Raw genomic sequence first — 26,253 nt, forward strand, 5'->3', positions numbered from 1 at the left:
CACGTTCGAGTCGCCGGTCCCGGCGGACCAGCTCCGACAACTACCCACCCGCGACGTCGCGCTCGCGGGTACTCCGCGCGACGGACCTGCTTGATCCGGAGCTGACTTCCACCAGACTTCCGACCGTTCCGCCCGCACTCAGCGGTGTTCGGGGTTCTCGAAGTCGAAGCGGCAGCCGGCGTCCCATTCGGAGCGCTGGTTTCCGTGGGCGGGGATGCCGCCGGTGTCCTTGAGCATCCTCGCCAGGTGGAGCTGGTTCCAGGTCATGAAGGTCGCGTTGCGGTTCGTGAAGTCGTTGTCCGGTCCGCCGGAGCCGGGGTCGAGGTACGACGGGCCCGGGCCGGCCTCGCCGACCCAGCCCGCGTCGGCCTGCGGCGGGATGACGTATCCGAGGTGCTGGAGGCTGTAGAGGACGTTCATCGCGCAGTGCTTGGCGCCGTCCTCGTTGCCGGTGATCAGGCAGCCGCCCACGCGACCGTAGTAGGCGTACTGACCCTGATCGTTGAGGATCGACGAGCAGGCGTACAACCGCTCGATCACCTTCTTCATGATCGAGGAGTTGTCTCCCAGCCACACAGGCCCCGCCAGGGTCAGGATGTCGGCGGCCATCACCTGCGAGTAGATCACCGGCCACTCGTCCGTCTCCCACCCGTGCTCCGTCATGTCCGGCCAGACACCGGTCGCGATGTCGATGTCCACCGCCCTGAGCACCTCGACCTGTACGCCCTGGCGCTCCATGATCCCGGTGCTGATGTCGATCAGCCCCTGTGTATGGCTGCGCTCCGGGGAACGTTTCAGGGTGCAGTTGATCACCAGGGCGCGCAGGTCGGCGTACGACGTCGTTGAGTCCGGCACGGATTCCTCCTCCATACGCTTTGGGAGTACGGATGTGAAGGCACCGGAGATCTCCCAGTACAGCTCACCAGGCCTTCGCCCCGGGCGCTCGCGGGGCTGGGCCGGTTGCCTGACAGTCCGCCCGTCGCTCCAGGCGGACAGCCGGCGTGCAGTTGACGTACAGGGCGCGTAGATCGTCGTAGCGGTACGGAGTCGCGGACATCGGCCGTCTCCTGGCGAGGGTCGGGGCTGAGGGCACCGCCGGGGCGCGACACCCTCTCCACCTCCGGCCGGACCGGCCATCCCGGGCGGCCGACCGGATGACGGCGGGTCGCCGTACGCGCGTCGTCAGAAGCGCACTCGCGCCGCCACCGGCAGATGGTCGCTGCCGGTGGCGGGCAGCGTCCACGTCGTGGTGACCGTGGCGCCCCGGGCCAGCACGTGGTCGATGCGCGCGAGGGGCACGTCGGCGGGCCAGCTGAAGGCGAACTCGCCGCGGCTGCCGCGCACCTGGTCCATGACCGGATCGAGTCCCCGGTCGGCGGCGGTGCCGTTGAGGTCGCCGAGGACCAGCACCGCGGCGGCCCGCTCCGAAGCGAGGGCGCGGCCGAGCCGCCCCGCGCTCTCGTCGCGCCACTCCGTGGCGTACCCCTCGGTGGCCCGCACCCTGACGGACGGCAGGTGGGCCACGAACGTCGCCACCTTCCCGTGCGGGCCGTTCACGACGGCGCGGAGCCCGCGGTCCCAACCGTCGCCCACCTCACGCGGCTTGATGTCGACCCGGGCGACATCCGTCAGGGGATACTTCGACCACAGCCCGACCGTCCCCACCGTCGCGTGATGCGGATGCGTCCGGCCGAGGGCGATCCGGTACGCGGGGAGGCTCGACTCCGTCAGCTCCTCGAGAGCGACGACATCGGGGTCCGGACCGAGGAGGATCCTCGCGACCCGGGACGGGCTGGTGTTCTCGTCGCTCACGTTGTGCTGGACCACGGTCATGTCCTCGGCGCCCCGCGCGCCCGGCGCCGAGGAGGGCGGCAGCGCCGCCCGGAACACGACCAGCCAGACGGCGGCGACCACCAGGGACGCCACCGCCGCGACCGCCGACCGGCGGACGACGGCCACCACCAGCCCGACCGGCACGGCGAGGCCCAGCCACGGCAGGAAGGTCTCCACCAGGCTCATCACGTTCCCCGGCAGGCGGGGCACGGAGGAGGCGAACAGCAGCAGTCCCCCCGCGACGGCCAGCGCCGCTCCGGTGACCAGCCCCCGCGTCCCTCTGATCGCTTCCATCGCTTGCCTCCCGGGGTGAGGACGTGGTTCGAACGGAACCAGTTCCGTGCCGGGGGCATTCTCCGTGGTCGGGGCCGGTGTGCGGGGCAGGGCCGGAGACGCTGCGCGGGTCGGGCGCGCGTCGCGGGGAGTCGGCTTTCCGTGGGTCTCAGGAACCGGCCGACGGCCCGCCCGGCCGCAGGACCGCGATGCCGAGCGGCCGCTCCCCGACGGCGAGGCGCCGGGTGTCCCCGGTCCCCAGGTCGACCACGGTGATGCCGTTCCAGTAGCCGTCCCGGGTGAAGCCGCCCGTGACGTACGCGGTGCGGCCGTCCTCCGACACGGTGACGTCCTCGTGGGGGCCTTCGAGCGGGTGGACCTTCTCCGTGCCGTCGGGCGCGCGGACCGTGAGCGAGGGGCCCCGGTCCTCGTCGGGGTCGATGGGGCCCGTACCGACGACGAGGAGCGTGCCGTCGGGGGTGATCGCGGCACCGTGCTGGTGGGTGTCGGCGGTCATCGTCTCGATCTCCGTGCGGCCGGTCCGCGGATCGACGACCGCGAGCCGCTCGCCCTCGAAGGGGAGCAGCAACCTGCCGTCGGAGGGGCGGACGGCGGTGTAGTGCGGCTTGAGCCAGGAGCCGAGACCGCCTTCGGTGCCGTACGGGGCGACCTCGATGCGGCGCGGATCGAGCGTGTCCGCGCGGACCACCGTCACATCGAAGGAGTCGTGGTTCGTCGCGTACACCTCGGTGCCGTCCCGTGAGACGTCGACGTCGAAGGGCCGCCGGCCCACGGGGACGGTGGCGGTCACCTCACGGCTCGCGGTGTCGATCACCTCCAGGGTGCCGTTCCCGTCGGGAACGTTGACGCCGACGTAGACCCGCTTGCCGTCGGGAGCCAGCGCGATGCCCATGCCGCCGCCGCGGTACTCGCCGGAGGTGACGGGACCGGTGTCGGTCTCGTACGGGATGAGGGCGAGCCGTTCGCGGGTGCGGGTGTCGACGACGGCGACGCCCTCGGCGGTGGCCACCCAGGCGCGCCCGTCGGCGCCGACGACCAGGCCGTACGGGGCTGTCCCCACCTCGACCGAGCCGAGCGTGCCGCGCTCCGGGTCGACGAAGGTGACGGTGTCGGAGCCGAAGTCGGCGACGAGGAGGGTGCCTGCCGGGGTGGGGGTGGGAGCCGCCGCGGCGGCAGACGTCGAGGGGGACGAGGCGGGGGCGGAGGTGTCGCGTGCCGAGGCGTCTGCGCCCTGGCCGGGCGCGCAACCGGCGAGGACGGCCGCGACCGCGGCGGCGGGTACGAGGACGCGCGCGGCGCGCCCCGGGCGGAGGGAGCTCATCGGGCGGCCCTCCGTCCGGCGCGCGCCGAAGCGGCCTCGAGGAGGCCGGCGATGCCGGCGAAGCCGCGCCGCCGCGCGTGTTCGAGCGGAGTCGTACCGTCGTGGTCCGCGAGCAGGGGATCCGCCCCGGCGGTGATCAGCAGCTCGACGATCTCCTCGTGCCGCCGACCGCCGTCACCGAGGATGACCGCCTCCAGCAGAGCGGTCCAGCCGAGCCGGTTGACGTGGTCGACGTCCATGTCGGTCTCGCGCAGCACGGCCCGTACGTACGCGACATGGCCGCACTCCGCCGCGGGGATGAGCGAGGTCCCGCCGAAACGGTTGGTGAGCGTCAGATCGGGGTTCGCGCGGAGCAGCACGCGCATCATCGACACGCTGCCCGTCACTCCGGTGACCAGCCACGGCGTGTCCGCGCGGCTGTCGGGCGCGTCGGGATCGGCGCCCGCCTCGACCAACAGGACGGCTGCGTCCACGTGGTCCGCCCGCGCGGCCAGCAGCAGGGGGGTACGACGCTCAGGGTCGCGGCACTCGACGTCCGCTCCGGAACCGAGGGCGACGGCGATTCCGGCGGTGTCTCCGCGGTGGGCGGCCGCGAGCAGCAGCCGGTCGTTCGGATCCATGGACGTTCTCCTTCTCACGGCTGTCGGCAGCACGGACGTCGCCCCTTTCCGGTGGACGGCGGAGGCGGTCGGTCCGCGCTCCTCTCGATCGTGCGTCCACCGACGACCACCGCCGGTCGACCCGGTGGATCTCCGTGGGGAACCGTCCGGTGGACAGCGGGGTCATCCGAACGGATGACCCCTTAAGCGCGGCTAAAGTGATCATCTACGACCAACTCTGCATAATGTTTTGGGGGATTCGTGCGCTTCAAGCACACTCTGGCCGCCGCCTGCGCGACGGCCGTGGCCGCCCTGATCGTGCCGCTCGCCGCCACGCCCGCGGCGGCCGCCGTCCCGACCACGGGTGACTCCGTGACGGCGGGGGACTTCTCGTTCTCCGGAAGCTTCGAGATCGGCTGGCGGGCGGACAAGCTGGACCCCGTCAAGATCACTCTTCGGGACCAGCGGACCGACGGCTACGCGGTAGGCGCGCGGCTGGTGACCGGCGGCGCGAACGGCAAGATCACGTGGCGGATGCGGACCATCCCGTCCGGCCAGGACACCGCCTCGTGGACCACGTACGCGGCGCCCGGGGGCTGGATCAGCTACGCCTACTTCGAGGTGTGCAAGGTCAACGTGAGCAACGGCGCCGTCTCGTACTGCCACACCACGCGCGTGATGAACAACCCGATCTCGGACGAGGACAACGTCCCCTTCCCGGGCTGACCGCGACGGCCCGCGTGGGCCGAGAGCCCGCGTGAGCCGTGAGAGCTCGGGCGAGCCGAGTGAGCCCGCGTGAGCCGAGAGAGTTCGGGCGAGCCGTGAGCACCCCGGCGAGCCGTGAGCGCTCGGGCGCGCGGCGGGTTCGTGCGAGTGCAGGGGAGGGACGCCCGGCCGACGGGCGCCCCTCCTCTCCCTCACCACGAAAAGCACTGTCCGACCAGGTTCTTCGCAGGTGAGAATGGGCCATCACCGACCAGGAGGAACCCATGAGCCAGGCATACCTGACTCTCCAGGAGCTGCTGCCGCCGCAGGAGTTGACCGCGGCCATCGACGCCGGGCACGTCACCCGCAAGGCACACCCCGAGCTGCCGCTGTCGATCTACACGTACACCCGCGCCTGCCAGTACGAGCGGATCTGGAACCGGGTGACCACGCGCTGCCGTGGACTGGTCGCCGACGACACCACCGGCGAGATCGTCGCGCTGCCCCTGCCGAAGTTCTTCAACATCGGTGAGCACGAGACCGGTCAGCCCTACGCGCCCGCGCTGCCCGACGAGCCCTTCGACGTCTACGACAAGGTCGACGGCAGCCTCGCCGTGATCTTCCACTACGCGGGCCGTTGGCAGGTGGCCTCCAAGGGCTCCTTCATCAGCGCCCAGGCGACCTGGGCGCAGCGCCGGCTCGACGCCCGGGACACCGGCGCGCTGACTCCCGGAGTCACGTACCTCGCCGAGATCCTCTACCCGCAGAACCGCATCGTCGTGGACTACGGCGACCGCCGGGACCTGGTCCTCCTCGCCGCCTTCGGCCCTGACGGCACCGAGGTGCCCCTGGCCGAGGCCGCGACCGCGTGGACGGAGATCGGAACGGTCGTACGGACCTGGCCCGCGATGTCCCTCACCGAGCTGATCGCGCTCACCGAGTCGAACACGCTGCCCGGCGGCCGCGCCGCCACCGGCACCGACGCCGAGGGCTTCGTCCTGCGGTACGCCTCGGGCGTGCGGGCGAAGGCCAAGCTGAGCGAGTACGTACGGCTGCACAAGGTGCTGACCGGGGTCACCGAGCGGGACATCTGGCGCAGCCACGGCATCCAGCGGTTCGCCGGGATGTCCGTCAAGCGGCTGGCGTCGGGCCTGGGCTGCTCGGTCGCCGAACTCGGCGGCATCAGGGCCTCGGGCGGCCGGCCGCTGGACGCTCTGCTGGAACAGGTTCCGGACGAATTCGACACCTGGGTGCGCGGGGTCATCGCCCGGCTGGAGGGCGAGGCGGCGGCCCGCGAGCAGGCCATCGACGAGGCGTACAAGAGCGTCACCCACCTGGCCGCGGACCGGGGCGCCTTCGCCCGGGCGGTCAAGGCGCTGCCGGTCGCCCCGGAGATCCGTTCGGCCCTCTTCCTGCGTCTCGACGGACGACCGACCGACCTGGTCGTCTGGCGCTCCGTCAGGCCGGAGGCGGCCGACCCCTTCACCACCGACGAGGAGAACTGACCGTGCCCGTAGTACACGTCATGACGGGACTCCCCGCCTCGGGGAAGACCACGGCCGCCCGGCGGCTGCAGGCGGAGTCCGAGGGCCGGATGCGGCGCGTCAACCTCGACGACCTGCGCACCATGCTCGACGTCCCCGCCCCCGAGCGCGGCCGCTCGCACGCGCACGAGCGGACCGTCCTCGACATCCAGGACGCCGCGGTCCGCTCGGCCGTCGAGGGCGGCTTCGACGTGGTCGTCGACAACACGCATCTGACCCCGCACATCCCCAAGCGGCTCATGGCCGCCGTGACCGGCCTCGACGCCGGCTTCGTCGTGCACGACTTCACCGACGTGCCCGTGGAGGAGTGCGTACGACGCGATGCCGCCCGCGAGCGATCCGTCGGCGAGGAGATCATCCGCATCCTTGCCGACAAGCACGCCAAGGCCACCCGCGGCGGCTGGCGGCTGACCGCCGAGTGGCTGGGCAAGCGGCCCTCCGCCGCGCCCTACGTCCCCGACCCGGCGCTGCCGTCCGCGGTGATGTGCGACATCGACGGCACGCTCGCGCTGCGCGGCGACCGAGGCCCGTACGACTTCACGCGCTGCGACCTCGACCTGATCAACGTCTCGGTCCGGCAGGCCCTGCGGGCCTTCCGCAGTGCCGAGAACGACACGATCGTCCTGGTCTCCGGCCGCAGCGAGGACCACCGGGCGATGACCGAGGCATGGCTCGCGCAGCACGGAGTTCCGTACGACGAGCTGTGGATGCGGGCTTCGGACGACGGGCGCAGCGACGACATCGTGAAGGCCGAGCTCTTCGACGCGCATGTACGACACCGGTACGCGGTGCGGGTCTCGCTCGACGACCGCGACCGCGTGGTCGCCCTCTGGCGTCACATGGGCCTGCCGACCTGGCAGGTCAACTACGGCAACTTCTAGGCCCGGCCGGTGGGCGGGCGTGGAACAGGCACGCTCCTCGGCCGGGCGATCACCCGCATCGTGAGTCCGGCGCACGTGGTTCGACATCCTCGTGGTCCGCGCGCCGCCGACGCCGAAGCCACCGTCCACGTCCTGAGCGGCGGTTCCGCATCCGACCGCCGGTGCGGTATGAACCTCGGGGGAGGCCACCGACCGATACGAAGGAGCCCGATGCGTGTCGCACTGTTCCTGACCTGCGTGAACGACACGCTCTATCCGGACACCGGTCGGGCGGTGGTGAGGCTTCTGGGGCGGCTCGGCGTGGACGTGGACTTCCCGCTGGGCCAGACGTGTTGCGGCCAGGCTCACTACAACACCGGCTATCGCCGTGAGGCGGAGCCGCTGGCTCACCGGTTCGCGGAGGTGTTCGGCGGTTACGACGCGATCGTGACGCCCTCGGGGTCGTGCGGGGCGATGGTGCGGGAGCTGTATCCGCGGATGGGTGCGCGGGCGCGGGCGGAGGGACGTGGGGAGGGGCTCGCACGGGCGGTGGCACCGGTGGTGCCGAAGACGTACGAACTGACGGAGTTCCTGGTGGACGTGCTGGGCGTGACGGACGTCGGCGCGTACTACCCGCACAAGGTCACGTACCACCCGACGTGCCACGGCCTTCGCAGTCTGGGACTCGGCGACCGGCCCCTGCGGCTCCTGACGGCTGTGAAGGGCCTGGAGCTGGTGGAGCTGCCGGGCGCGGAGGAATGCTGTGGTTTCGGTGGCACCTTCGCCGTGAAGAACGCGGACGTCTCGGCGGCGATGGGCGCCGACAAGGTCCGGAACGCCGTCTCGACCGGCGCGGAGGTGCTCTGCGCGGCGGACAACTCCTGTCTGATGCACATCGGCGGGACGATGACCCGCCTCGACGTCGGGACGCGGCCGGTGCACATCGCCGAGATCCTGGCGAGCACGGAAGCGGAGCCGGTGGCATGAGCGGAACGTTCGTGGGAATGCCGTCCTTCCCCCAGGCCGCGCACGAAGCCCTACGGAACACCACCCTGCGGGCGAACCTGCGGCATGCGACCCACACGATCCGTGACCGGCGGGCCAAGGCGGTCGCCGAACTGGACGACTGGGCGGAACTGCGGGAGGCCGGCAAACAGATCAAGGACCACACGCTGCGCCATCTGGACACGTATCTGATCCAGCTGGAGGAGTCCGTCACGGCGGCGGGCGGCTCCGTGCACTGGGCGGCCGATGCCGAGGAGGCGAACCGGATCGTCGCCGACCTTGTGAAGGCGACCGGCGAGAGCGAGGTCGTCAAGGTCAAGTCGATGGCCACTCAGGAGATCGGTCTGAACGAGGCGCTCGAGGCGGAGGGCATCGCCGCCTACGAGACCGACCTGGCAGAGCTCATCGTCCAGCTCGGCGACGACCGCCCCTCCCACATCCTCGTACCCGCGATCCACCGCAACCGCGGCGAGATCCGTGACATCTTCGCCCGCGAGATGGGCCGTTGGGGCCGGTCGGCGCCGGAAGGGCTGACCGACACTCCCGCCGAGCTGGCGGAGGCGGCCCGGCTGCACCTGCGGGAGAAGTTCCTGCGCGCGAAGGTCGGTGTCTCGGGTGCCAACTTCATGGTCGCCGAGACCGGCACCCTCGTCGTCGTCGAGTCCGAAGGCAACGGGCGCATGTGCCTGACGTTGCCCGAGACCCTGATCTCGGTGGTGGGCATCGAGAAGGTCGTGCCGACCTGGCGCGATCTGGAGGTGTTCCTGCAGACACTGCCGCGTTCGTCGACGGCGGAGCGGATGAATCCGTACACCTCGATGTGGACCGGCACCACCGACGGCGACGGTCCGCGGACCTTCCACCTGGTCCTGCTAGACAACGGCCGCACCGACACCCTCGCCGACGATGTCGGCCGCCAGGCCCTGCGCTGCATCCGCTGCTCCGCCTGCCTCAACGTCTGCCCGGTGTACGAGCGGGCCGGGGGGCACGCGTACGGCTCCGTCTACCCCGGCCCCATCGGCGCGATCCTCAGCCCCCAACTCCGCGGCACGGCAAGCGAGATCGATGCCTCGCTGCCCTATGCCTCCACGCTGTGCGGCGCCTGCTACGACGTCTGTCCCGTCGCCATCGACATCCCCGAAGTCCTCGTCCACCTCCGCGAACGCATCGCCCAGGGAGGCGCGGCCACCCGCGACGGCAACAGGGTCACGCTCAAACCCGCCAAGGGCCACGCGGCCGAGCGCGCCGCCATGCGCGCCGCGCAGTGGGCGTTCCGTCACCCGGGGGCGCTCGCCGCCGGCCAGCGCCTGGCGGCCCGCACCCGCCGTTTCCATCCCCGTACGGTGCCGGGTCCGGGTCGTGCCTGGACGGCGACGAGGGACCTGCCGACCGTGCCGGCCGAGTCGTTCCGGGACTGGTGGCAGCGGACGCACGGCACAGGAGCGAAGGAGACCGGCCGATGAGCGGCAGGGACGTCATTCTGGGGCGGATTCGGCGCGCGCTCGGCCCGCACGAGGCTCCCCGCGCCTACGAGGAGGCCTTCGGGCACGCCGTCGACCGCGAGTATCTGCGCGAGCACGGGTCACGGACGACGGAGCAGACGGTCGATCTGCTGGCCGAGAACCTCGCCGACTACAGGGCGATCGTGCATCGCACGGACGCGGAGGAGCTTCCGTATCTGATCATGAGGCTGCTCGCCGCGCGGGGTCCGCAGTACGTCCTCGTGCCTCCCGGGCTGCCGTCCGAGTGGATGTCGGCGGCGGATCCCACCCGGGTCCACGACCGGGCCGCGAGCACCTCCCACGAGCTCGACCGGGTGGAGAGCGTCGTCACCGGCTGCGCCGTGGCGATCGCCGAGACCGGGACCCTCGTCCTGGACGGCAGCCCCGACCAGGGCCGCCGCCGCATCACCCTCGTACCCGACCACCACATCTGCGTCGTACGCGTCCCCGACCAGGTCGTCTCCTCCGTTCCCCAGGCCCTCGAACGCCTCGACCCCGCCCGCCCGCTCACCTGGATCTCCGGCCCCTCCGCGACCAGCGACATCGAACTCGACCGGGTGGAAGGAGTGCACGGCCCGCGCACCCTGGAGGTCGTCCTGCTGGACGGGTCCTGAGCCCCGACCGTCCCCACCGCACCGCGTCTACCCTGGGTGTATGGGCAGTGACCTGGTCGGACTGTTCCTCTGCGGCGACGTGATGCTCGGCCGCGGGGTCGACCAGATCCTTCCCCATCCAGGCGACCCGGCGCTCCGCGAGCGGTATGTGCATGATGCACGGTCCTATGTGGCGCTCGCGGAGGAGGTCAACGGTCCCATTCCGCACCGCGCGGACTTCGCCTATCCCTGGGGCGTCGCTCTCGGCGCCCTCGACGACGCCGCGCCCGACGTCCGGATCACCAACCTGGAGACGGCCGTCACCACGAACGGCGAGTTCGCCCCCGGCAAGGCGGTCCACTACCGGATGCACCCGGAGAACCTGCCGAGCCTGACGGCCGTCCGCCCCGACGTGTGCGTCCTGGCCAACAACCACGTCCTGGACTACGGCCGGGTCGGCCTCGACGACACCCTCAAAGCCCTGGCCGGCAGCGGGCTGCGCGCGGTGGGAGCGGGCGCGAACGCCGAGGAGGCCGGGCGGCCCGTGGTCGTCGACCTCCCGGGCGGCGGACGGCTCGTCGTCCATGCCCTGGGCATGGCCTCCAGCGGCATCCCACGCCATTGGGCGGCCACGGACGAACTCGGCGGTGTCCATTTCGCCGCGGCGCCGGCCGCTGCCACCGCCAAGCGCCTCACCACCCGGATACGGGAGACCAAGAGACCGGGCGACATCGTCGTGGTGTCGGTCCACTGGGGTTCGAACTGGGGTTACGCGCTCTCCCGCGCCGACGTCGACTTCGCGCACGCCCTGATCGACAGCGGCGCCGACATCGTGCACGGGCACTCCTCGCACCACCCCAGGCCCGTGGAGGTGTACCGGGGCAGACTCGTCCTCCACGGCTGCGGCGATCTGATCAACGACTACGAGGGCATCACGGGCTACGAGCAGTACCGCGACGACCTGCGGCTGCTTCCCGTGGCCTCGGTGAGGCCCGAAGACGGCGGACTCCAGGAGGTGCGCATCATTCCCCTGCGGGCCCGGCGCATGAGGCTGGAGCACGCCCCCGGCCGGGATGCGCGGTGGCTCCACGACGTACTGGGCCGGACGAGCCGGCCCTACGGCGCGCAGGTCGCCCTCGACGAGGACGGAACCCTCGTCGCCCGTCCCGCCTGACGGGACACGCACGGCGGCGACCGCGCACGCTCCGGACCAGGGAGACGAGCGGGACATGTACTTCACCGATCGTACGGACGCCGGACGGCAACTCGCCGCCCGCCTGGACCATCTCAAGGGCCACGACGTCGTGGTCCTGGGCCTTCCGCGCGGCGGCGTGCCGGTCGCCGAACAGGTCGCCGACGCGCTCGGGGCCCCGCTCGACGTCTGTCTGGTACGCAAGTTGGGGGTGCCCTTCCAGCCCGAGCTGGCCATGGGGGCCATCGGGGAGGGAGACGTGCGGGTCCTCAACGACAACGTGCTGGTCGAGACCGGGGTCTCCGACCGTGACGTCGCCGCGGTCGAGGAACGGGAACGGGTGGTGCTGCGGCAGCGGGCCGATCGCTACCGCGGGACGACGCCACCGGCCCGTCTCGACGGCCGCACGGCCGTGGTGGTCGACGACGGACTGGCGACGGGCGCCACGGCGTTGGCCGCCTGCCGGGTCGTCCGCGCGCGGGGGGCCGCGCGGATCGTGCTCGCGGTCCCGGTCGCGCCCGCCGGCTGGCCGGCCCGGATCGGCGGCGAGGCGGACGAGACGGCCAGTGTGCACGAGCCGGAGTTCTTCTACGCGATCGGCCAGTTCTACGAGGACTTCTCGCAGACCGCCGACGAGGAGGTCCTGGCCTGTCTGGCTCGCAACCGCGCAGCACGTGGATCGGGCGCCCAGGATGCTGAAGTGCGCATCCAGGCAGGGGAGTTGGAGCTGGCAGGGCATCTGGTGGTGCCCCAGGGCGCCGCGGGGGTCGTCCTGTTCGCCCACGGCAGCGGCAGCAGCCGGCACAGTCCGCGCAACCGAGCCGTCGCGGAGGACCTGAACCGAGCCGGCCTGGGCACGCTCCTCTTCGACCTGCTCACCGAGAGGGAGGCGGCCGACCGGGCCAACGTGTTCGACACCGAACTACTGGCCGACCGCCTCTCCCGGGCCACGGCATGGCTCGGGGAACAGGACGGCATCGGCGGCCTGCGTACCGGCTACTTCGGCGCCAGCACCGGCGCGGCGGCCGCCCTCTGGGCCGCCGCCGACCCCACCGCCACCGTGGCCGCCGTGGTCTCCCGCGGCGGACGCCCCGACCTCGCCGGCCCACGCCTCGGCGCGGTACGCGCTCCCACTCTCCTCATCGTGGGCGGTCACGACCCGCTCGTCGTGGACCTGAACGAACAGGCCCAGAGTCAACTGCGTTGCGAGAGCGAGCTGGTCGTCGTCCCCGGAGCCACTCATCTCTTCGAGGAGCCGGGCACGCTGGAGCGCGTCGGTGAACTCGCGGCCGGCTGGTTCGCCGACCACTTCTGAACGGTTTCGGAGCTCCGTGGTGTCTCCCGTATAGCGTTCACGTCCATCCATTGCAACGAGTGGGTGCATGGGTCGTTGCGTTAGGCTCGAACCGGTTGCAACGATTCCCCTGTTCCTACCTGCAGAGATGTCGATTCTTCGCGACGAATGTGTTGCAGTAATCCTAAACGCAACGTAGCTTTCCATCATCAGAAACGGCGGGGCGACGGAGTGCCCGTCGCTCCCCGAGGCACCATCGCGCGCCTCGATCAAGATCATTACCGATCAACACCAAGGACGGACAAGAAGTATGAGTACCACTCAGGACTACCAGGCCGCCGAGCAGCTCCTGCGCCGTCCCGCCCGTCCCGGCGAGCTCGTCGTCGGCGACAAGGTCAGGCCGCAGTGGATCGACGGGGGCGCCCGGTTCTGGTACGCGGTGAGCAACGGTGCCGGCCGACGGTTCGAGCTGGTCGACCCGGCGGCGGGCACGTGCGAGCCGGCCTTCGACCACACCCTGCTCGCCACCGCGCTGGCCGACGCCTCCGGGCAGCAGGTCGACCCTGAAGCCCTGCCGTTCATGGGCATCGAATGGGCAGGGAACGCCGTGGAGTTCTTCGCGCTCGGCGAGTACTGGCGCTGCGAACTGGACGGCTATGTCTGTGAGCGGGCCGAGTTCACCCCGCCGGGCAACCCCCTCGAAGTACCGTCGCCCGACGGGAAGGTCGCCGTGTCCAGGCGGGGGCACGACCTGTGGGCGCGCTCGCTGACCGACGGGCAGGAGTGGGCGCTGACCACCGACGGCGAGCCCGACCACGGGTACGGCTACGGCCCGGAGTGCACGAGCAACGGCACCCTGCTGCGCAAGATAGGTCTCCCGCACCTGCCGCCGGCGGTGGCGTGGTCGCCCGACTCGACGAAGGTCCTCGCGCACCGGACCGACGAGCGCAGTGTCCGACGGACCCACCTCGTGGAGGCCCGGCCCGCCGACGGCGGCGCGCCTCGCCTCCACACCCAGCGGTTCGCCTACACCGGGGACGAGAACCTGCCGCAGGCCGAACTGGTCGTGCTGGACGTCGCCGAGGGCACCGTGGTCCGCGCGCAGGCCGACCCGCTGCTCATGCCGGTGATGTCGCCGATCACGGCCAAGTGGGCGTGGTGGGCTCCGGACGGCTCCGCGGTCTACTACCTCGGCCGACCCCGCGATCTGCGCACGCTCACGCTGTACCGCCTCGACCCGGTCACCGGCGAGGTCGCCACGGTGCTCAGCGAGACCGGGGCCACCCGGGTGGAGCCCAACCAGTCGCTGTACGAGCCGCCGATCGTGCACCTCCGTGCCGACGAAGTCCTGTGGTATTCGCAGCGGGACGGCTGGGGCCACCTGTACCGGTACGACCTGACCTCCGGCGCGTTGCTCGGGCAGGTCACCTCCGGGCAGTGGGCGGTACGGCAGATCCTGCGCGTCGACGAGAACGAGCGGGTGGTGTACTTCATCGCCAGTGGTCTGGTGGACGAGGATCCGTACCGGCGCACCGTGTGCCGTGTCGGCCTGGACGGCTCCGGCTTCGCCAAGGTCACGGACGACGCGCTGGACCACATCGTCACCATGGGGGACGACCGGGGGTTCTTCATCGACGCCGCGTCCACCGTCGACATCGCGCCGGTGACCAGCGTCCGTGACTGGAGCGGGCGGGTCCTCGTCGAGCTGGAGCGTGCCGACATCGGCAAGCTCATCGCCACCGGCTGGACGGCGCCGGAGCGTTTCCGCGTCAAGGCGGCCGACGGCGTGACGGACATCTACGGGGTGCTGTACCGGCCGCGGGGGTTCGACCCCGCTGAGCGCTACCCGGTGGTGGACAACGTCTACCCCGGCCCGCAGGTCACCCGGGTCGCCCCGTGTTTCGACCCGGGCGGCATGGGCCTCGACGCGGAACCGCTCGCGGCACTCGGCTTCGTCGTGGTGGCGCTGGACGGGCGAGGAACCCCGGGCCGCAGCAAGGCCTTCCACGACGCCTCCTACGGTCACCTGGCCGACGCGGGTTGTCTGGCCGACCACGCTGCCGCGCTGCGACAGCTGGCCGAGACCCGGCCTTGGATGGACCTGGACCGGACGGGAGTGCTCGGCCACTCCGGCGGCGGGTTCGCCGCGGCGCGGGCGATGCTGGACTTCCCCGAGCTGTACAAGGTCGGAGTCGCCCTCTCCGGATCGCACGACGCCCCCCACTTCAACCCGGGGTTCGTGGAGACCTACGACGGCGCGGACAATCCCGAGGCATGGGCCCGCACCTCCAACCTGGACCTGGCGGACCGGCTGGCGGGCAAACTGCTGCTCGTCCACGGCGAGATGGACGACCAGGTCCACCCGGAGCAGACGTTGCGGCTCGCCGACCGTCTCCTCGCCGCCGGCAAGGACTTCGAGCTGCACATCGTGCCCGGCGCCGAGCACACGTTCATCGACTGCCTGGCCCACGTCCGCACCCGCTGCTGGGACTACCTGGTGCGCGAGCTGATGGGTACGCAGCCCCCTGCGTACCGTCCGGCCCCCATAGCCATCGGGCCCGAGCTGCTGGGCGAGCTGTTCGGCTGAGGGGGGCGGGTGCCGGAGGAGGACGTCTTCGCCCTCCTCCGGCACAACGACACCGGGCGCGTCGTGGGTGGGCCCCTGACGCGTGTGTGATCAAGAACCCGTAACCTCCACCCGACAAGGCGAAGCACGGGTTGGACCAACACGGGGGACGGACATGACCTATCGACGCGCGGCGATACCGGCACTGATGGGAGGGCTGCTGCTCACGGCGTTGCTGTGGTGGGCGGGGGCGAGTGCGCAGGCACTGCACCTGCCCGGCTCCACCGACGTCCTCGGCGGTCAGGCCGCCGCCGAGCTCGAGCGCTGGCTGCTTCCCTGGTCGTACGAGCCTCCGGCCTCGGTCCGGTTCGACGCCGAGTCCGGCGCGATCGGGGACTCGGCCGCGACCGACGCCGGCCGCTATCTCGGCCTGTACTCCACCGCGATGCAGATCCGGTTCTTCGCGGTGTTCGCCTTCTTCGTGCCCGGGGCGCTGCTCCTGATCCGCAGGCTGCCACCGGTACGGGGCAGGCTGACCGCCGCGCTGCTCGCACTGTGGGCCTGGGGTCTGGTGGCCGGGACGCTGGCGGTCACCGTCTCCGCACCGTGGCTGATCGCCTCGCACGGGCGAGGCAGTTACCGTCTCCTGCCCCAGCTGGCGAGCGTGATCGCCACCGGGCGGCAGGCCCTGGTCGCGACCGCACTGGTCACGGCGTTGGCGACCGTGCTCGTCGCGCGGATCACCGCGAAGGGTGCCGGACCGCTGCCGCAGGAGGTGGTCCCGGCGCGGGCCGCCCGCCTGGCCGCCACCGTCGGGACGGCTGCGATCGCCCTGTCCCTGGTGGTCCTCTCGTACCAGCCGGTCGCCGCCGCCATCCAGACGGTCTCCCCGGACGGCGGGCTCTTCGCCGAGCCGGGGGACCTCCTGCGCACCTGGCTGCTGCTCGGCGCCTGGGACAGCCCGGCGGGCGTGCAGCTCGGCGACTGGCTCCTGTACCGGGCCGCCGACGTGCTGATTCTCGTCGTCGTGTGGTGGGCGCTGCGACGGCTGCCCGTGCTGCTGACCAGGGTCACCGTCCCGGCGATGGCGGCGGGCGCGGTCTGCGCGACCGTCGTCGCTCTGCTGGCGAGCCAGCTGCTGCGGATCGCGACGGACGGATCCGGCCTGCGCTGGGGGATCCTGCACATGTCCGCCGTCCTCGGCGGCGGCGTCCCGGCCGCGGTGACCTGGGGCCTGGTGGGCGGGGTCGCGGCCGCCGTGACGCTCCGGGTGTCCGTGGGCCGCACGGAGACCACGGCCGCCACGACCTTGGTACCGGAGTCCTCCCGGCCCCGGCTCGACGCCTGACCTGATCCGGTGAGGGGCGCGGACCCGGCCTGTCCTGTCCGTGCCCCTCACCGGGTCCGGGGCGCGGACCCTGGTGTCCCGTCCGCGCCCCACCTGTCGTCTGCCGGTCGCGCTACGAGCCCTGGGGTGCGTACGCCTGACGGCTCGCGCAGGTCCAGACGACCGGATGCGCGACCCACGACGCGTCCACGGCGACTCCGCCGACCCGGTCGTCGTCGGAGACGGCGCGGGCCGTCGCGTCGCGGTCCGCGGCGAGCGACGGCAGTGCGAGGACCGGGCCGTGGCCCGGCCACAACTGTGCCTGGTAGGGCAGGACCGGGGCGCCCTCCCTGTGGGTCGTCGCCGTGCCGACCGCGACGCCCGTCGTCGGGCTGATCGCCCCGAACTCGCCCTCCTCCTGCCCGGCCAGGACGCCGGGGGACGAGCCGTGATCCTGGTACGGGGGCGTCCAGGTCCATGGCTCGCCCTCCGGGTCGAACTGATCGCTGACCGACACGTACCCGACGACCCGCCCCGTGTCGTCGATGCCCTCGGCCATGTTGTGGACCAGATACTCCGCGCGGGCGACCGGCAGCGCGCGGGCCGGCCCGCCGTCCGCGGGCCACAGGACGGGGAAGGAACTCCAGGTGAAACCGTCGGGGCCGTCGTACGCCTGCTCGGCCGCGCCGATCACATCCCCGCGCGCGTTGACTGCGGTGACCCGCGTCACGACCGTGCCGGGCCCCGCGTCCGGCGGCAGCGCCAGGACCCGCGTGACATTCCCGTCCCGCCACACCTTCGCCGTGCCGTCGGCGTCGACGGCCGCGATCCGCCCGGCGTCGTCGACGTCCACATCGGATGCGGCCCGTGCCACACCCACGGAGAACAGCCGCACCGACGCGGCGCCGGGGCGGTAGCTGAACAGGGCGGTCGAACCGTCGGAGCGGCGGCCCACCCAGCCGGCCATGAGCCCCTGCCGGTTGACGGCCCGGACCGCGCCCTCGTCGTAACCCTCGGGCAGCGGCACCCGGTGGAGCCGCTCACCCCTCCAGTACACGGGCAGGCCGCCGCTCGCGCCCACGGCCAGGCCGCGCGGGCCGAGATCGTGCACGCCCTCGGTGGAGATCCCGCCGCGGGCGTCCGGCGGGAGCGAGGGCAGTACGGTCGGGCCGGACGTGCATCGTGCGGCGCCGGAATCACCGTCGGCGTCGGCGCCCGGCGTCTGTGCCACGGCCGGACCTGCGGCCGTGAGCAGCCCGGCCAGCGCGGCCGCGGCCGCGCACACGGCAAGCGTTCTCTTCATGCGTCGTTCCCCCCAGGGACGGGATCCGCGATCCCCGCCGCGGATCATCAGTCGCCCATGCTGCACGCCAAGTACGTCGCGTGGGTACGGAATGCCCCATGCCGCTTCGCCGGAACGCCGAAGCCCCGGCCCATGAGGAACCGGGGCCGGGGCGTGGAGTCGACGCGGAGCGGGGGTCAGTACGCCCCGTTGACGTTGTCGATGGAGCCGTAGCGGTCCGCGGCGTAGTTGCAGGCCGCGGTGATGTTGGCGACGGGGTCGAAGAGGTCCATCGACGTGCCCGGCACGTGGTAGGCGAGGAAGGTCGGCTCGATGACCTGGAGGAGACCCTTGGACGGGGTGCCCTTGACGGCGTTCGAGTCCCAGAGGTTGATGGCCTGCGGGTTGCCCGAGGACTCGCGCATGATGTTGCGGTGGATGCCCTCGTACGAGCCGGGGATCCCGTAGCGCGCCATGACGTCCAGCGACTCGCGGATCCAGCCGTCGAGGTTGTCGGCGTACATCTTCGCCGGGGCGGCCTGGGCCTTGGGCGCGGCGGCGGCCTTCGCGGAAGCCGCGGCGGCGGGCTTCGCGGGAGCGGCCTTGGCGGGAGCGGCGCTCCGCTGCTGCGAGCGGTCGGCCCTGTCGGCGTCCGAACGGGCCGAGGACTTCGACTGCTTGGGCTGCTTCGGAGCGGTGGCGGAATTCCCGCTGAGCTTCAGCTTGAGCCCAGGGTGGATAAGTGACGGGTTGTCACCCACGGCGCTGCGATTCGCACGGTACAGGGCCTTCCAGCCGCCCTGGACATCCTGCTCGTGTGCGATCACGGAAAGGGAGTCGCCGCGGACGACCTTATAGGTCTTGGCGGCGGAATTCTGGGCTGCCGGAATTGATTCCGCGATCTTCGCGGGGGCGCTGAAGACGGTCTTCGCGACGGGGGCGGTCGCGGGGGCGGCCTGGGGCGTCGCGTGGGCGGTGGCCGTGGCGACCAGGGGCAGGGCCAGTGCGGCGCCACCCGTGCTCGCGAGGGTGATACCGCGGGTCAGGGGACGTCGCTTGGGGCGCCGGTGCTTACCGTGTGCGGGCATGATGCATTCCTCTCCGGCGCCTGCGGGGTGAGCTGTCGGGTTCGGGCTGGAGATGCCCGGCCGCACACGTGCGACTTCACCCCGAGCCGCTCCGGAGAATCCGGACCGGCGAATAGTGGGTCCCCCGCTCCTGCCTTCGGGTGAATGATCGGTCTTTTCGGACGGTGGCAGGATTAGGCGATCCGTCCGGGTCGAGGTGACCGTAGGCGAGAAATGTCGACAGAAACAAGACGTCTCGCACGTGGGTAATTCGCGAAGGCGTTCTTCGCGGCATCCGGCCCGCTGAACTTCCTTGAGGGGTAAGGGGACGGAAGGTGCGAGGAGATCACTGAAGGCCCTTTGGGTGATTCATCTCACCAGGGGCATCAAATCGGTCATTACGGTAAATTCAGCTGAGTTGAGAAAAGGGGCACAAGGGCTAATAAAGACCCTTGTGCCCCTTTTGGTGGGAAGTGCGGTTGTGTGTCAGCCCGTGATGCTCGCGGTGCCGGTCTCGATGTGGCCCGTGTAGCGGCGCGACCAGGTGCCGTCGATGTCGGCGAGGATCGTGAAGTCGTACCAGCCGTTGTGGTACGCCACGGCGTTGAAGTAGTCCTCGCGCGAGGAGTTCGCCGCCACCGTGTACGTCCACGGTCCGTCGGAGCGGTAGGCGTTCGAGCGGATCGTGAAGGTCACCGGACCGGCGGAGCTGTTGGTCATCCTGAAGTGGATCGCCGTCTTCCCCGTGCCCGGCTCGGTCGCGAAGCGCGCCGCGACCTCGACGGCCTTGCCCGGCTTCGAGGCGTCGCCGATGAAGCGTCGCAGGAAGCGGTTGGGGCCCATCATCGAGATGTCGTACTTGCCCGACCCGGACCCGAGCCCGATGTTGAAGTAGTCCGTGGACGTCGCGCCCGGGTCCACGGTGTACTGCCAGGCCGCCGTGTCCCGGTGCTGGTGCGGGTGGATCGTGAAGTGCGCGGCGCGCGTCGCCTGCGTGCCCTGGTTCGTCATGGAGAACCAGGCCAGGATCTTGCCGGCCGCGCCGAACTCGAACCGGTCGAGGTTGCCGTTCACCTGGTACGGCAGGGCGCGCGCCGGGCGGGTTCCGGTCTCCTGAGCGGGCAGGGCGTTGTCCTGCGGGACCGGGTTGGGCAGGGGGCCGCAGGTCGACTGCCCGATCACCTTGGCGGTGGAGGGGAGCCCCGAGGGAACGCCGAAGACGGGGTGCGCGAAGTCGAAGACCCCGGTCAGGTCACCCGTGACCTTGCGCCGCCATGCGCTGATGTTCGGGCAGGCGGCGGGGGTGCCGAGGGCGGCCGTCCAGGTCTCCATGAACCGCAGGACGGAGGTGTGGTCGAAGACCTCGGAGCTGACCCACCCGCCGCGCGTCCAGGGGGACATGACGAGCATCGGGACCCGGAAGCCGAGACCGATCGGGACGCCGTCGAGATACTCGCCGGGGGTGCCGGGCGGGGCGACCGGCGGCGGCACGTGGTCGAAGAAGCCGTCGTTTTCGTCGTAGTTGAGGAAGAGGACCGTCCCGTCGAACACCTCCGGGTTCGCGGCGAGCGCGCGGTAGACGAGGTCCACGAAGTGCGCGCCGTCGCCGGGCGGGGCGTACGGGTGCTCGGAGAAGGCCTCGTTGGCCACGACCCAGGAGACCTGGGGGAGCGTGCCGGCGAGGACGTCGGCACGGATCGCGGCGGCGATGTCGTCCGGGGTCGAGCCGGTGACCTTGGGGACCGACCCCATGCCGCGGTCGTACAGCGGGTCGCCCGGTCGCGCGTCGGTGAACTTCTTGAAGTACGCGAGGCCGTTGTCGCCGTAGTTGTCCTGCGCGTTCTGGTAGACCTTCCAGCTCACCCCGGCGCGCTGGAGCGCTTCGGCGTACGTCTCCCAGGTGAGCCCGGACTCGTCGCCGCCGTCCTTGCTGGAGGCGTCGATCCTGCCGCTCCACAGGAAGGTGCGGTTGGGGCCCGTGGCGCTGAGCGCCGAGCAGAAGTACGCGTCGCAGATCGTGTAGTTGTCGGCGAGGGCGTAGTGGAACGGGATGTCGCCGCGGTCGAGATAGCCGAGGGTGCGGGTGTTGCCGACGCCCGTCACCCAGTTGTCCATACGGCCCTTGTTCCACGCCGCGTGCTGCGAGGTCCAGCTGTGCGGAAGGTCGCCGTTGCACTGGGCCAGGGTCTCGCCGTCGACGCCCCCGGCGGGCGGGGTGGCGCTCAGCTTCCACGGGTGCTGACGGCCGCCCCAGTTGGGCTGGTTGAACGTTCCCCAGCCGCCCGGGATGTTGCCCGCGGCCCGGTCGCCGAAGCCGCGGACCCCCCGCAGCCTGCCGAAGTAGTGGTCGAAGCTGCGGTTCTCCTGCATGAGGATCACGACGTGCTTGACGTCGGTGAGCGTACCGGTGGCGGCCGCTGCGGTGGCCGATGCCGTGCCCGGGGGGAGCGCGGCGCCCGCCATGAGACCTGCCCCGATCCCGACGAATCCCCTGCGACTGATGGGAGTCATGCCCCGCCTCTCGCGTCACTGCGTGCCCCAGCGGCACATCGAGGAAAGGATGGGGGAGGGCGGCCTAAAGGTATAGATCCGTGCGGTAATTCTTGAGTGAACTTCCGAGGAGTGGTGGGTTCTCCGCCTATGATTGGTGAGCGGGCAGACCAATGACTTGCTCCCCGGCCGTCCGGGCCGCGAGCACCTCCGCGAGGGGGATCGGCGCCAGGGTGCGGTCCAGATTCGTGCGCATCGTCGTCGCCGCGTCCAGGACGTAGTTCTGGCGGACCTTCCACGGGCTCCGGTCGCCCTGGCGCGGGAACGCGTCGATCGAGCGCCGGACGTAGCCCGAGGCCAGGTCGAGCAGGGGACGCTCGCGCAGCGTGCCCTCCGGCTTGGGCACCACCGCCGCGTACCGCCGACCGCCCATGTGGTTGAGCACCTTGCAGACGAGGCGCGAGGTGAGGTCGGCGCGCAACGTCCAGGAGGCGTTCGTGTAGCCGATGCAGAAGGCGAAGTTGGGGACCGAGGTGAGCATCGTGCCCTGCCACACGAACTGGTCTGACAGCTTCACCGGTCGGCCGTCCACGGTCGGCTCGATGCCGCCGAAGGCCTGCAGTTCGAGTCCGGTGGCCGTCACGACGACGTCCGCCTCCAGCACCCGGCCCGATGTCAGCCGGATCCCCTCCGGAACGAAACGATCGATGCGGGCGGTGACGATCTCGGCCTCGCGCTTCTTCAGGGCATGGAAGAGATCGGCGTCCGGTACGGCGCAGAGCCGCTGGTCCCAAGGGTCGTAGCTGGGCGTCAGATGCTCCCGGATCAGCCCCTTGTCCCGCAGGACCCGCTGGTTCAGCCCGCTCAGGACACGGCGTGCCGTCCTGGGCGCGCGCCGACAGAACTGGTACACGCCGATGGTGAACAGGATGTTCTTCGTACGGACGACCCGGTGCGCCGCCTTCGCCGGCAGCACCGCCCGCACGGCGTCGGCCACCACGTCCCTCGACGGGAGCGAGCTGATCCAGGTGGGGGTGCGCTGGAGCATCGTCACATGCGCGGCCCGGCCGGCCATGGCGGGCACGAGAGTGACCGCGGTCGCCCCGGAGCCGATGACGACCACGCGCTTGCCGGTGTGGTCGAGGTCCGCGGGCCAGAACTGCGGGTGCACGACCCGCCCCTCGAACGAATCGATCCCCGGGAAGTCGGGGGAGTGCCCTCGCTCGTAGTTGTAGTAGCCCGCGCAGGTGTAGAGGAAGTCGCAGGTCAGGGTCTGCCGTGTGACCTCGCCGCCCGCGTCGGTGCGCTCCAGCGTGAGCGTCCACCGGGCGGTCGGCGACGACCAGTCGGCGGCCAGGACCCGCGTGCCGTAGTGGATGTGCCGGTCGATGCCGAACTCGGCCGCCGTCTCCTTGATGTAGCCGAGGATGGACGCGCCGTCGGCGAGCACCTTGGAGTCCCGCCACGGCTTGAACGGGTACCCCAGCGTGAACATGTCGGAGTCGGAGCGCACACCCGGGTAGCGGAACAGGTCCCACGTCCCACCCATGCTCTGCCGGGCCTCGAGGATCGCGTAGGAGCGGTCCGGGCACTCCGTTCGGAGCCGGTAGCCCGCACCGACGCCGGACAGGCCGGCCCCGACGACCACGACGTCGATGTGCTCGGGCAGTGCGTCGGATGCAGGGGGCGTGGTCGATGGACCGGTGCTCGTCGTCATGTACCTAGTGTCGGAAGCAACACGGAGCAGGAATTGACTCCGGACGACAGATTCTTGACCCTGGGCGACATGCCAGTGATCAGGTCCGCCGGTCTGCGGGGCTTCCGTGCGACCGTCGCGGAGCTCGGAGGCGACGCCGAGGAGTTCGTACGAAGGGTGAATCTGCCCCTCGCGGCCCTCGACTCCGACGACCTCCTGGTCGAGGACGAAGCCGTCGCCACCGTCCTGGAACTCGCCGCGGCCGAGCTCGGCTGCCCCGACCTCGGCCTGCGCATGGCGGCACGTCAGGAGCTCGGGCTGCTCGGCGCCCTGGCGCTCGCCATCCAGAACTCGCCCACTCTCGGCGACGCTCTCGCATGCACCGTCCGCTATCTCTTCGTCCACACCGAATCCATGCGGTTCGGCCTGGAGCCGGATCCGTACGGGACACCCGGCATCGTGGCGCTCGGACTGGGCGTCGCGCCCGGGCGGGAGTTCCCGCCGCAGGCGCTGGAACTGAGCCTCGGCTTCATCCACCGCTCGATCATGTTCCTGACCGGACCGTACGGGCTGTGCACGGTGGAGCTGCCGCACGTACCGGCCGCGCCCGTGTCGGTTTATGAGGACTTCTACGGCGTACCCGTACGCACGGGGCGGCCCGCCGCCCTGCTGCGCGTGCCGCACACGCTCGAAAGCCGTCCGCTCGCCGGCGGTGACACCCATCTGCGGGACCTGGCGCTCGCGTTCCTGGCCGAGCACACCCCCGGCGGGAGCCCTGACCTCCCCACCCGGGTCCGTGCCGCCGTCCGCCAGTCGCTGGGCACGTCGGTTCCCACGATCGCGACCGTCGCCGACCTGCTGAACCTCCACCCCCGCACGCTCCAACGCAGGCTCGCGGAGCAGGACACCACGTTCGCCGCCCTCCTCGACGAGGAACGGCGACGCGCCGCCCGCCGCTATCTCACCGCCACCGACCTTCCCTTCGGCCAGATCGCGGGACTGCTCGCCCTCTCCGAACAGTCGGCCCTCAACCGCTGCTGCCGCAGATGGTGGGGCACGACCCCCAAGGAGGCCCGCCGCCACGGTGTCCCCGCCTGAAACACGGCGCCCCCCCGCCACGTGAGCCACGGCGCCCCGCCGCCTGAGCCTCGGCGCCCCCGCCACCTGAGCCACGGCGGTTACGACCCGTCGCAGCGCAGCATCAGCAGCGCGGCGTCGTCCTCCGCATGCGGGCCGGGGGTGAGCGTGTCGAGGAGATGGTCGGCCAGCTCCTCCAGATCGGCCGGGCCGGCCGAGAACGCCGCGGCCAGCCTGTCCAGGCCGCCGTCGATGTCCTCGCCCGGCCGCTCGACCAGTCCGTCGCTGTACAGCAGCAGGGTCTCGCCGGGGGCGAGCCGCGCCGTCGTCGGTGCGTACGGCGTGAGGTCCCACTCGGCGGGGAGTCCCAGGGGTGGCCCGCCGGTCAGCTCCAGTCGGTCCACCGTGCCGTCGGTACGACGCAGCAGCGGCAGCGGATGACCGGCGTTGGCCGCCTCGACCGCGCCGGTGGCGAGAGTGATCCGCAGATACTGACAGGTGGCGAAGCGGTCGGCGCCCAGCTCGGCGAGGAACGCCGACGCCTTGGCGAGGACCCACTCGCACGGATGGCCCTCTGCCGCGTACACGGTCATGGCCACGCGCAACTGCCCCATGAGTGCCGCGGCCTCGGTGTCATGGCCCTGCACGTCCCCGATGGCGACGCCCACCGCGCCGTCGGACAGTGTCACCGCGTCATACCAGTCCCCGCCGACCCGCACCCCCTGCCGAGCGGTCCGGTACCGCACGGTGATCCGGCCGCCGGGGGTCTCGGGGATCCTGCGCGGCAGCATGGCGTTCTGCAGACCCGCGGCGATCTCCCTCGAACGGTCGAGCATGGTGACCCGGTGCAGGGCCCGGGCCACCGCCTTCGACCACGCGGTCATCAGGGTGTGGTCCGCGAGGGAGAACGAGTTCGTGTTGTCGTAGAACATGCCCAGGGCGCCGAGCGGCTGCCCCTGCTCGACCAGCGGAAGGAACGCGGCGGCCGTCGCGTGGAAGCCGTGCTGGTGCGGCCTCAGCCCCGGGTAGCGGTCGAGGAAGTCGGGCACGGAGGTGAAGTAGAGCGGCCTGGCGGAGCGTACGACGTCGTTCAGCGGCCAGGAGTCGGCGAGCCGGGACTTCTGCGGGGGCTCGGCGTCGCCCAGGGACAGTACCGAGCGGACGAGCCGGAGCCGTCCCTGCTCGAGCACGGCGAGTGACATGGCCTTCACCCCGAGCCTGCGCAGGGACGGCTCGTCGCCGAGGACCGCGGCGACCTCGCACACGCTCATCGCCCGGGCCAGTGCGATCGCCGCCTCGCCCAGAGTGTGCAGGTGGTCGCTGTCCTCGTCGGCCGGGGGGCGGACCGAGGAGGGCGAAAGGTCCAGGGTGGCGTCACGGACCACCCCCACCACCCGGGTGGGCCTGTTCGCGCCCGCGTGCACGACGTTCCCCCGAACGTGTGTCCAGCGGCTGCGGCCGTCGTGCAGGGCCACGCGGAAGTAGGCGCTGTACGCGTCCTTGCGGCCGCCCCGCAGCTCCGCGGCGAGACCCGTCAGCAGGGTCCAGTCGTCCCGGAGGATCTTGGGCCGGAGGTCGGCGGCCAGCCCGTGGTACTCCTCGGGGAACAGATCGAGGGCGTCACGGCCCACGGGGTCGAGGATCAGCCGTCCGGTGGCCGGCACCCACAGAAAGCAGCCCACGCCGGTGACGGCGAGCGCCTCGCCGCGGTCCAGCCGCGGTTCCGTGTCGCCCATGCGTGGACCTGTCAGCGCCGTGCGCGCCGACGGGCGATGTACAGGCCGAGGACCATTCCGACGAGGAGCGTGACCGTGAGGACGCACCAGAGCGGCAGGGTGACCGTGGGGATCCACAGTCTGATCGTGACCGACCCCGTGTTCGCGGCGATGAACCAGATCGCGGCAACCGCGAGGACCACGAATCCGATCGTGCGCAGACGCATGTCCCGGCCCTTGTAGGACAGGGTCGACGGCGGATGGGACGGAGCTGCTGCCTTACGGCTCATG

The 26,253-nt window shown here is 71.3% G+C and carries 21 protein-coding genes and 1 riboswitch; of the genes, 11 read left to right on the forward strand and 10 right to left on the reverse strand.

Annotated elements, in window-relative coordinates; translation table 11 throughout:
• Positions 1 to 138: 138 nt before the first annotated feature.
• From ACFQ7Q_RS01345 to ACFQ7Q_RS01360, 4 genes are all read right to left on the reverse strand, one after another.
• Positions 139 to 855: a flavodoxin family protein gene (locus tag ACFQ7Q_RS01345; RefSeq protein ID WP_383548124.1), complete on the reverse strand. Its 717-nt coding sequence runs from the start codon at positions 853 to 855 to the stop codon at positions 139 to 141.
• 327 nt (positions 856 to 1,182) lie between these two features.
• Entirely contained in the window at positions 1,183 to 2,127 is a 945-nt protein-coding gene (locus tag ACFQ7Q_RS01350; protein ID WP_383548127.1) for an endonuclease/exonuclease/phosphatase family protein, read from the reverse strand.
• Between the two features lie 148 nt (positions 2,128 to 2,275).
• A complete protein-coding gene (locus ACFQ7Q_RS01355; protein WP_383548130.1) occupies positions 2,276 to 3,448 on the reverse strand; it encodes a hypothetical protein in 1,173 nt (390 codons plus the stop codon).
• Positions 3,445 to 4,068 (reverse strand): ankyrin repeat domain-containing protein, encoded by a 624-nt coding sequence (locus ACFQ7Q_RS01360; RefSeq protein ID WP_383548133.1) that lies wholly within the window; start codon positions 4,066 to 4,068, stop codon positions 3,445 to 3,447. The genes ACFQ7Q_RS01355 and ACFQ7Q_RS01360 overlap by 4 nt, the downstream gene beginning before the upstream one ends.
• A gap of 240 nt (positions 4,069 to 4,308) precedes the next feature.
• Here ACFQ7Q_RS01360 and ACFQ7Q_RS01365 point away from each other — a divergent pair, with 240 nt between their 5' ends.
• From ACFQ7Q_RS01365 to ACFQ7Q_RS01410, 10 genes are all read left to right on the forward strand, one after another.
• Positions 4,309 to 4,773, forward strand: a complete 465-nt coding sequence (locus ACFQ7Q_RS01365; protein ID WP_383548135.1) for a hypothetical protein — start codon at positions 4,309 to 4,311, stop codon at positions 4,771 to 4,773.
• A 263-nt stretch (positions 4,774 to 5,036) separates the two neighbouring features.
• Complete coding sequence (locus tag ACFQ7Q_RS01370) at positions 5,037 to 6,257, forward strand: T4 RnlA family RNA ligase (RefSeq protein WP_383548138.1); 1,221 nt, start codon at positions 5,037 to 5,039, stop codon at positions 6,255 to 6,257.
• Positions 6,258 to 6,259: 2 nt separating this feature from the next.
• Positions 6,260 to 7,177 (forward strand): AAA family ATPase, encoded by a 918-nt coding sequence (locus ACFQ7Q_RS01375; protein ID WP_383548140.1) that lies wholly within the window; start codon positions 6,260 to 6,262, stop codon positions 7,175 to 7,177.
• A gap of 210 nt (positions 7,178 to 7,387) precedes the next feature.
• Positions 7,388 to 8,143 carry a (Fe-S)-binding protein gene (locus ACFQ7Q_RS01380; protein ID WP_383548142.1) on the forward strand — a complete coding sequence of 252 codons (756 nt, stop codon included), beginning with the start codon at positions 7,388 to 7,390 and terminating at the stop codon, positions 8,141 to 8,143.
• On the forward strand, positions 8,140 to 9,624 hold the full coding sequence (locus ACFQ7Q_RS01385; RefSeq protein WP_383548144.1) for a LutB/LldF family L-lactate oxidation iron-sulfur protein: 1,485 nt from the start codon (positions 8,140 to 8,142) through the stop codon (positions 9,622 to 9,624). Before ACFQ7Q_RS01380 ends, ACFQ7Q_RS01385 begins: the two co-directional genes overlap by 4 nt.
• Complete coding sequence (locus ACFQ7Q_RS01390) at positions 9,621 to 10,277, forward strand: lactate utilization protein C (RefSeq protein ID WP_383548146.1); 657 nt, start codon at positions 9,621 to 9,623, stop codon at positions 10,275 to 10,277. The genes ACFQ7Q_RS01385 and ACFQ7Q_RS01390 overlap by 4 nt, the downstream gene beginning before the upstream one ends.
• 40 nt (positions 10,278 to 10,317) lie before the next feature.
• Positions 10,318 to 11,430: a CapA family protein gene (locus ACFQ7Q_RS01395; protein ID WP_383548149.1), complete on the forward strand. Its 1,113-nt coding sequence runs from the start codon at positions 10,318 to 10,320 to the stop codon at positions 11,428 to 11,430.
• 55 nt (positions 11,431 to 11,485) lie between these two features.
• Positions 11,486 to 12,763, forward strand: coding sequence for a phosphoribosyltransferase family protein (locus tag ACFQ7Q_RS01400; protein WP_383548151.1), 1,278 nt, complete (start codon positions 11,486 to 11,488; stop codon positions 12,761 to 12,763).
• A 289-nt stretch (positions 12,764 to 13,052) separates the two neighbouring features.
• Positions 13,053 to 15,329: a DPP IV N-terminal domain-containing protein gene (locus ACFQ7Q_RS01405; RefSeq protein WP_383548154.1), complete on the forward strand. Its 2,277-nt coding sequence runs from the start codon at positions 13,053 to 13,055 to the stop codon at positions 15,327 to 15,329.
• Positions 15,330 to 15,483: 154 nt separating this feature from the next.
• Complete coding sequence (locus tag ACFQ7Q_RS01410; RefSeq protein ID WP_383548157.1) at positions 15,484 to 16,656, forward strand: hypothetical protein; 1,173 nt, start codon at positions 15,484 to 15,486, stop codon at positions 16,654 to 16,656.
• Positions 16,657 to 16,768: 112 nt separating this feature from the next.
• On the opposite strand, the gene ACFQ7Q_RS01415 is transcribed toward ACFQ7Q_RS01410, so the two are convergent.
• The 4 genes from ACFQ7Q_RS01415 to ACFQ7Q_RS01430 form a co-directional block, all read right to left on the reverse strand.
• The gene (locus tag ACFQ7Q_RS01415) at positions 16,769 to 17,938 is read right to left on the reverse strand and encodes a hypothetical protein (protein ID WP_383548159.1); all 1,170 of its coding nucleotides are present in this window, start codon (positions 17,936 to 17,938) and stop codon (positions 16,769 to 16,771) included.
• Between the two features lie 176 nt (positions 17,939 to 18,114).
• Positions 18,115 to 19,005 (reverse strand): transglycosylase SLT domain-containing protein, encoded by an 891-nt coding sequence (locus ACFQ7Q_RS01420; RefSeq protein WP_383548162.1) that lies wholly within the window; start codon positions 19,003 to 19,005, stop codon positions 18,115 to 18,117.
• Between the two features lie 4 nt (positions 19,006 to 19,009).
• A riboswitch (cyclic di-AMP (ydaO/yuaA leader) is annotated at positions 19,010 to 19,169 on the reverse strand.
• 301 nt (positions 19,170 to 19,470) lie between these two features.
• Positions 19,471 to 21,495 carry a phosphocholine-specific phospholipase C gene (locus ACFQ7Q_RS01425; RefSeq protein ID WP_383548165.1) on the reverse strand — a complete coding sequence of 675 codons (2,025 nt, stop codon included), beginning with the start codon at positions 21,493 to 21,495 and terminating at the stop codon, positions 19,471 to 19,473.
• Between the two features lie 127 nt (positions 21,496 to 21,622).
• On the reverse strand, positions 21,623 to 23,191 hold the full coding sequence (locus tag ACFQ7Q_RS01430) for a flavin-containing monooxygenase (RefSeq protein ID WP_383548167.1): 1,569 nt from the start codon (positions 23,189 to 23,191) through the stop codon (positions 21,623 to 21,625).
• Positions 23,192 to 23,260: 69 nt separating this feature from the next.
• Between ACFQ7Q_RS01430 and ACFQ7Q_RS01435 the strand changes: the two genes are divergently transcribed.
• Complete coding sequence (locus tag ACFQ7Q_RS01435; protein ID WP_383548170.1) at positions 23,261 to 24,268, forward strand: AraC family transcriptional regulator ligand-binding domain-containing protein; 1,008 nt, start codon at positions 23,261 to 23,263, stop codon at positions 24,266 to 24,268.
• 80 nt (positions 24,269 to 24,348) lie between these two features.
• On the opposite strand, the gene ACFQ7Q_RS01440 is transcribed toward ACFQ7Q_RS01435, so the two are convergent.
• Together ACFQ7Q_RS01440 and ACFQ7Q_RS01445 are read right to left on the reverse strand one after the other, a co-directional pair.
• Positions 24,349 to 25,983 carry a SpoIIE family protein phosphatase gene (locus ACFQ7Q_RS01440; protein ID WP_383548173.1) on the reverse strand — a complete coding sequence of 545 codons (1,635 nt, stop codon included), beginning with the start codon at positions 25,981 to 25,983 and terminating at the stop codon, positions 24,349 to 24,351.
• An 11-nt stretch (positions 25,984 to 25,994) separates the two neighbouring features.
• A complete protein-coding gene (locus ACFQ7Q_RS01445) occupies positions 25,995 to 26,252 on the reverse strand; it encodes a LapA family protein (protein ID WP_383548176.1) in 258 nt (85 codons plus the stop codon).
• Between the last annotated feature and the right edge of the window lies 1 nt (position 26,253).

Origin of the sequence: Streptomyces sp. NPDC056527 (assembly GCF_042794475.1) — a bacterium.
In the GTDB taxonomy this organism is placed as follows: domain Bacteria; phylum Actinomycetota; class Actinomycetes; order Streptomycetales; family Streptomycetaceae; genus Streptomyces.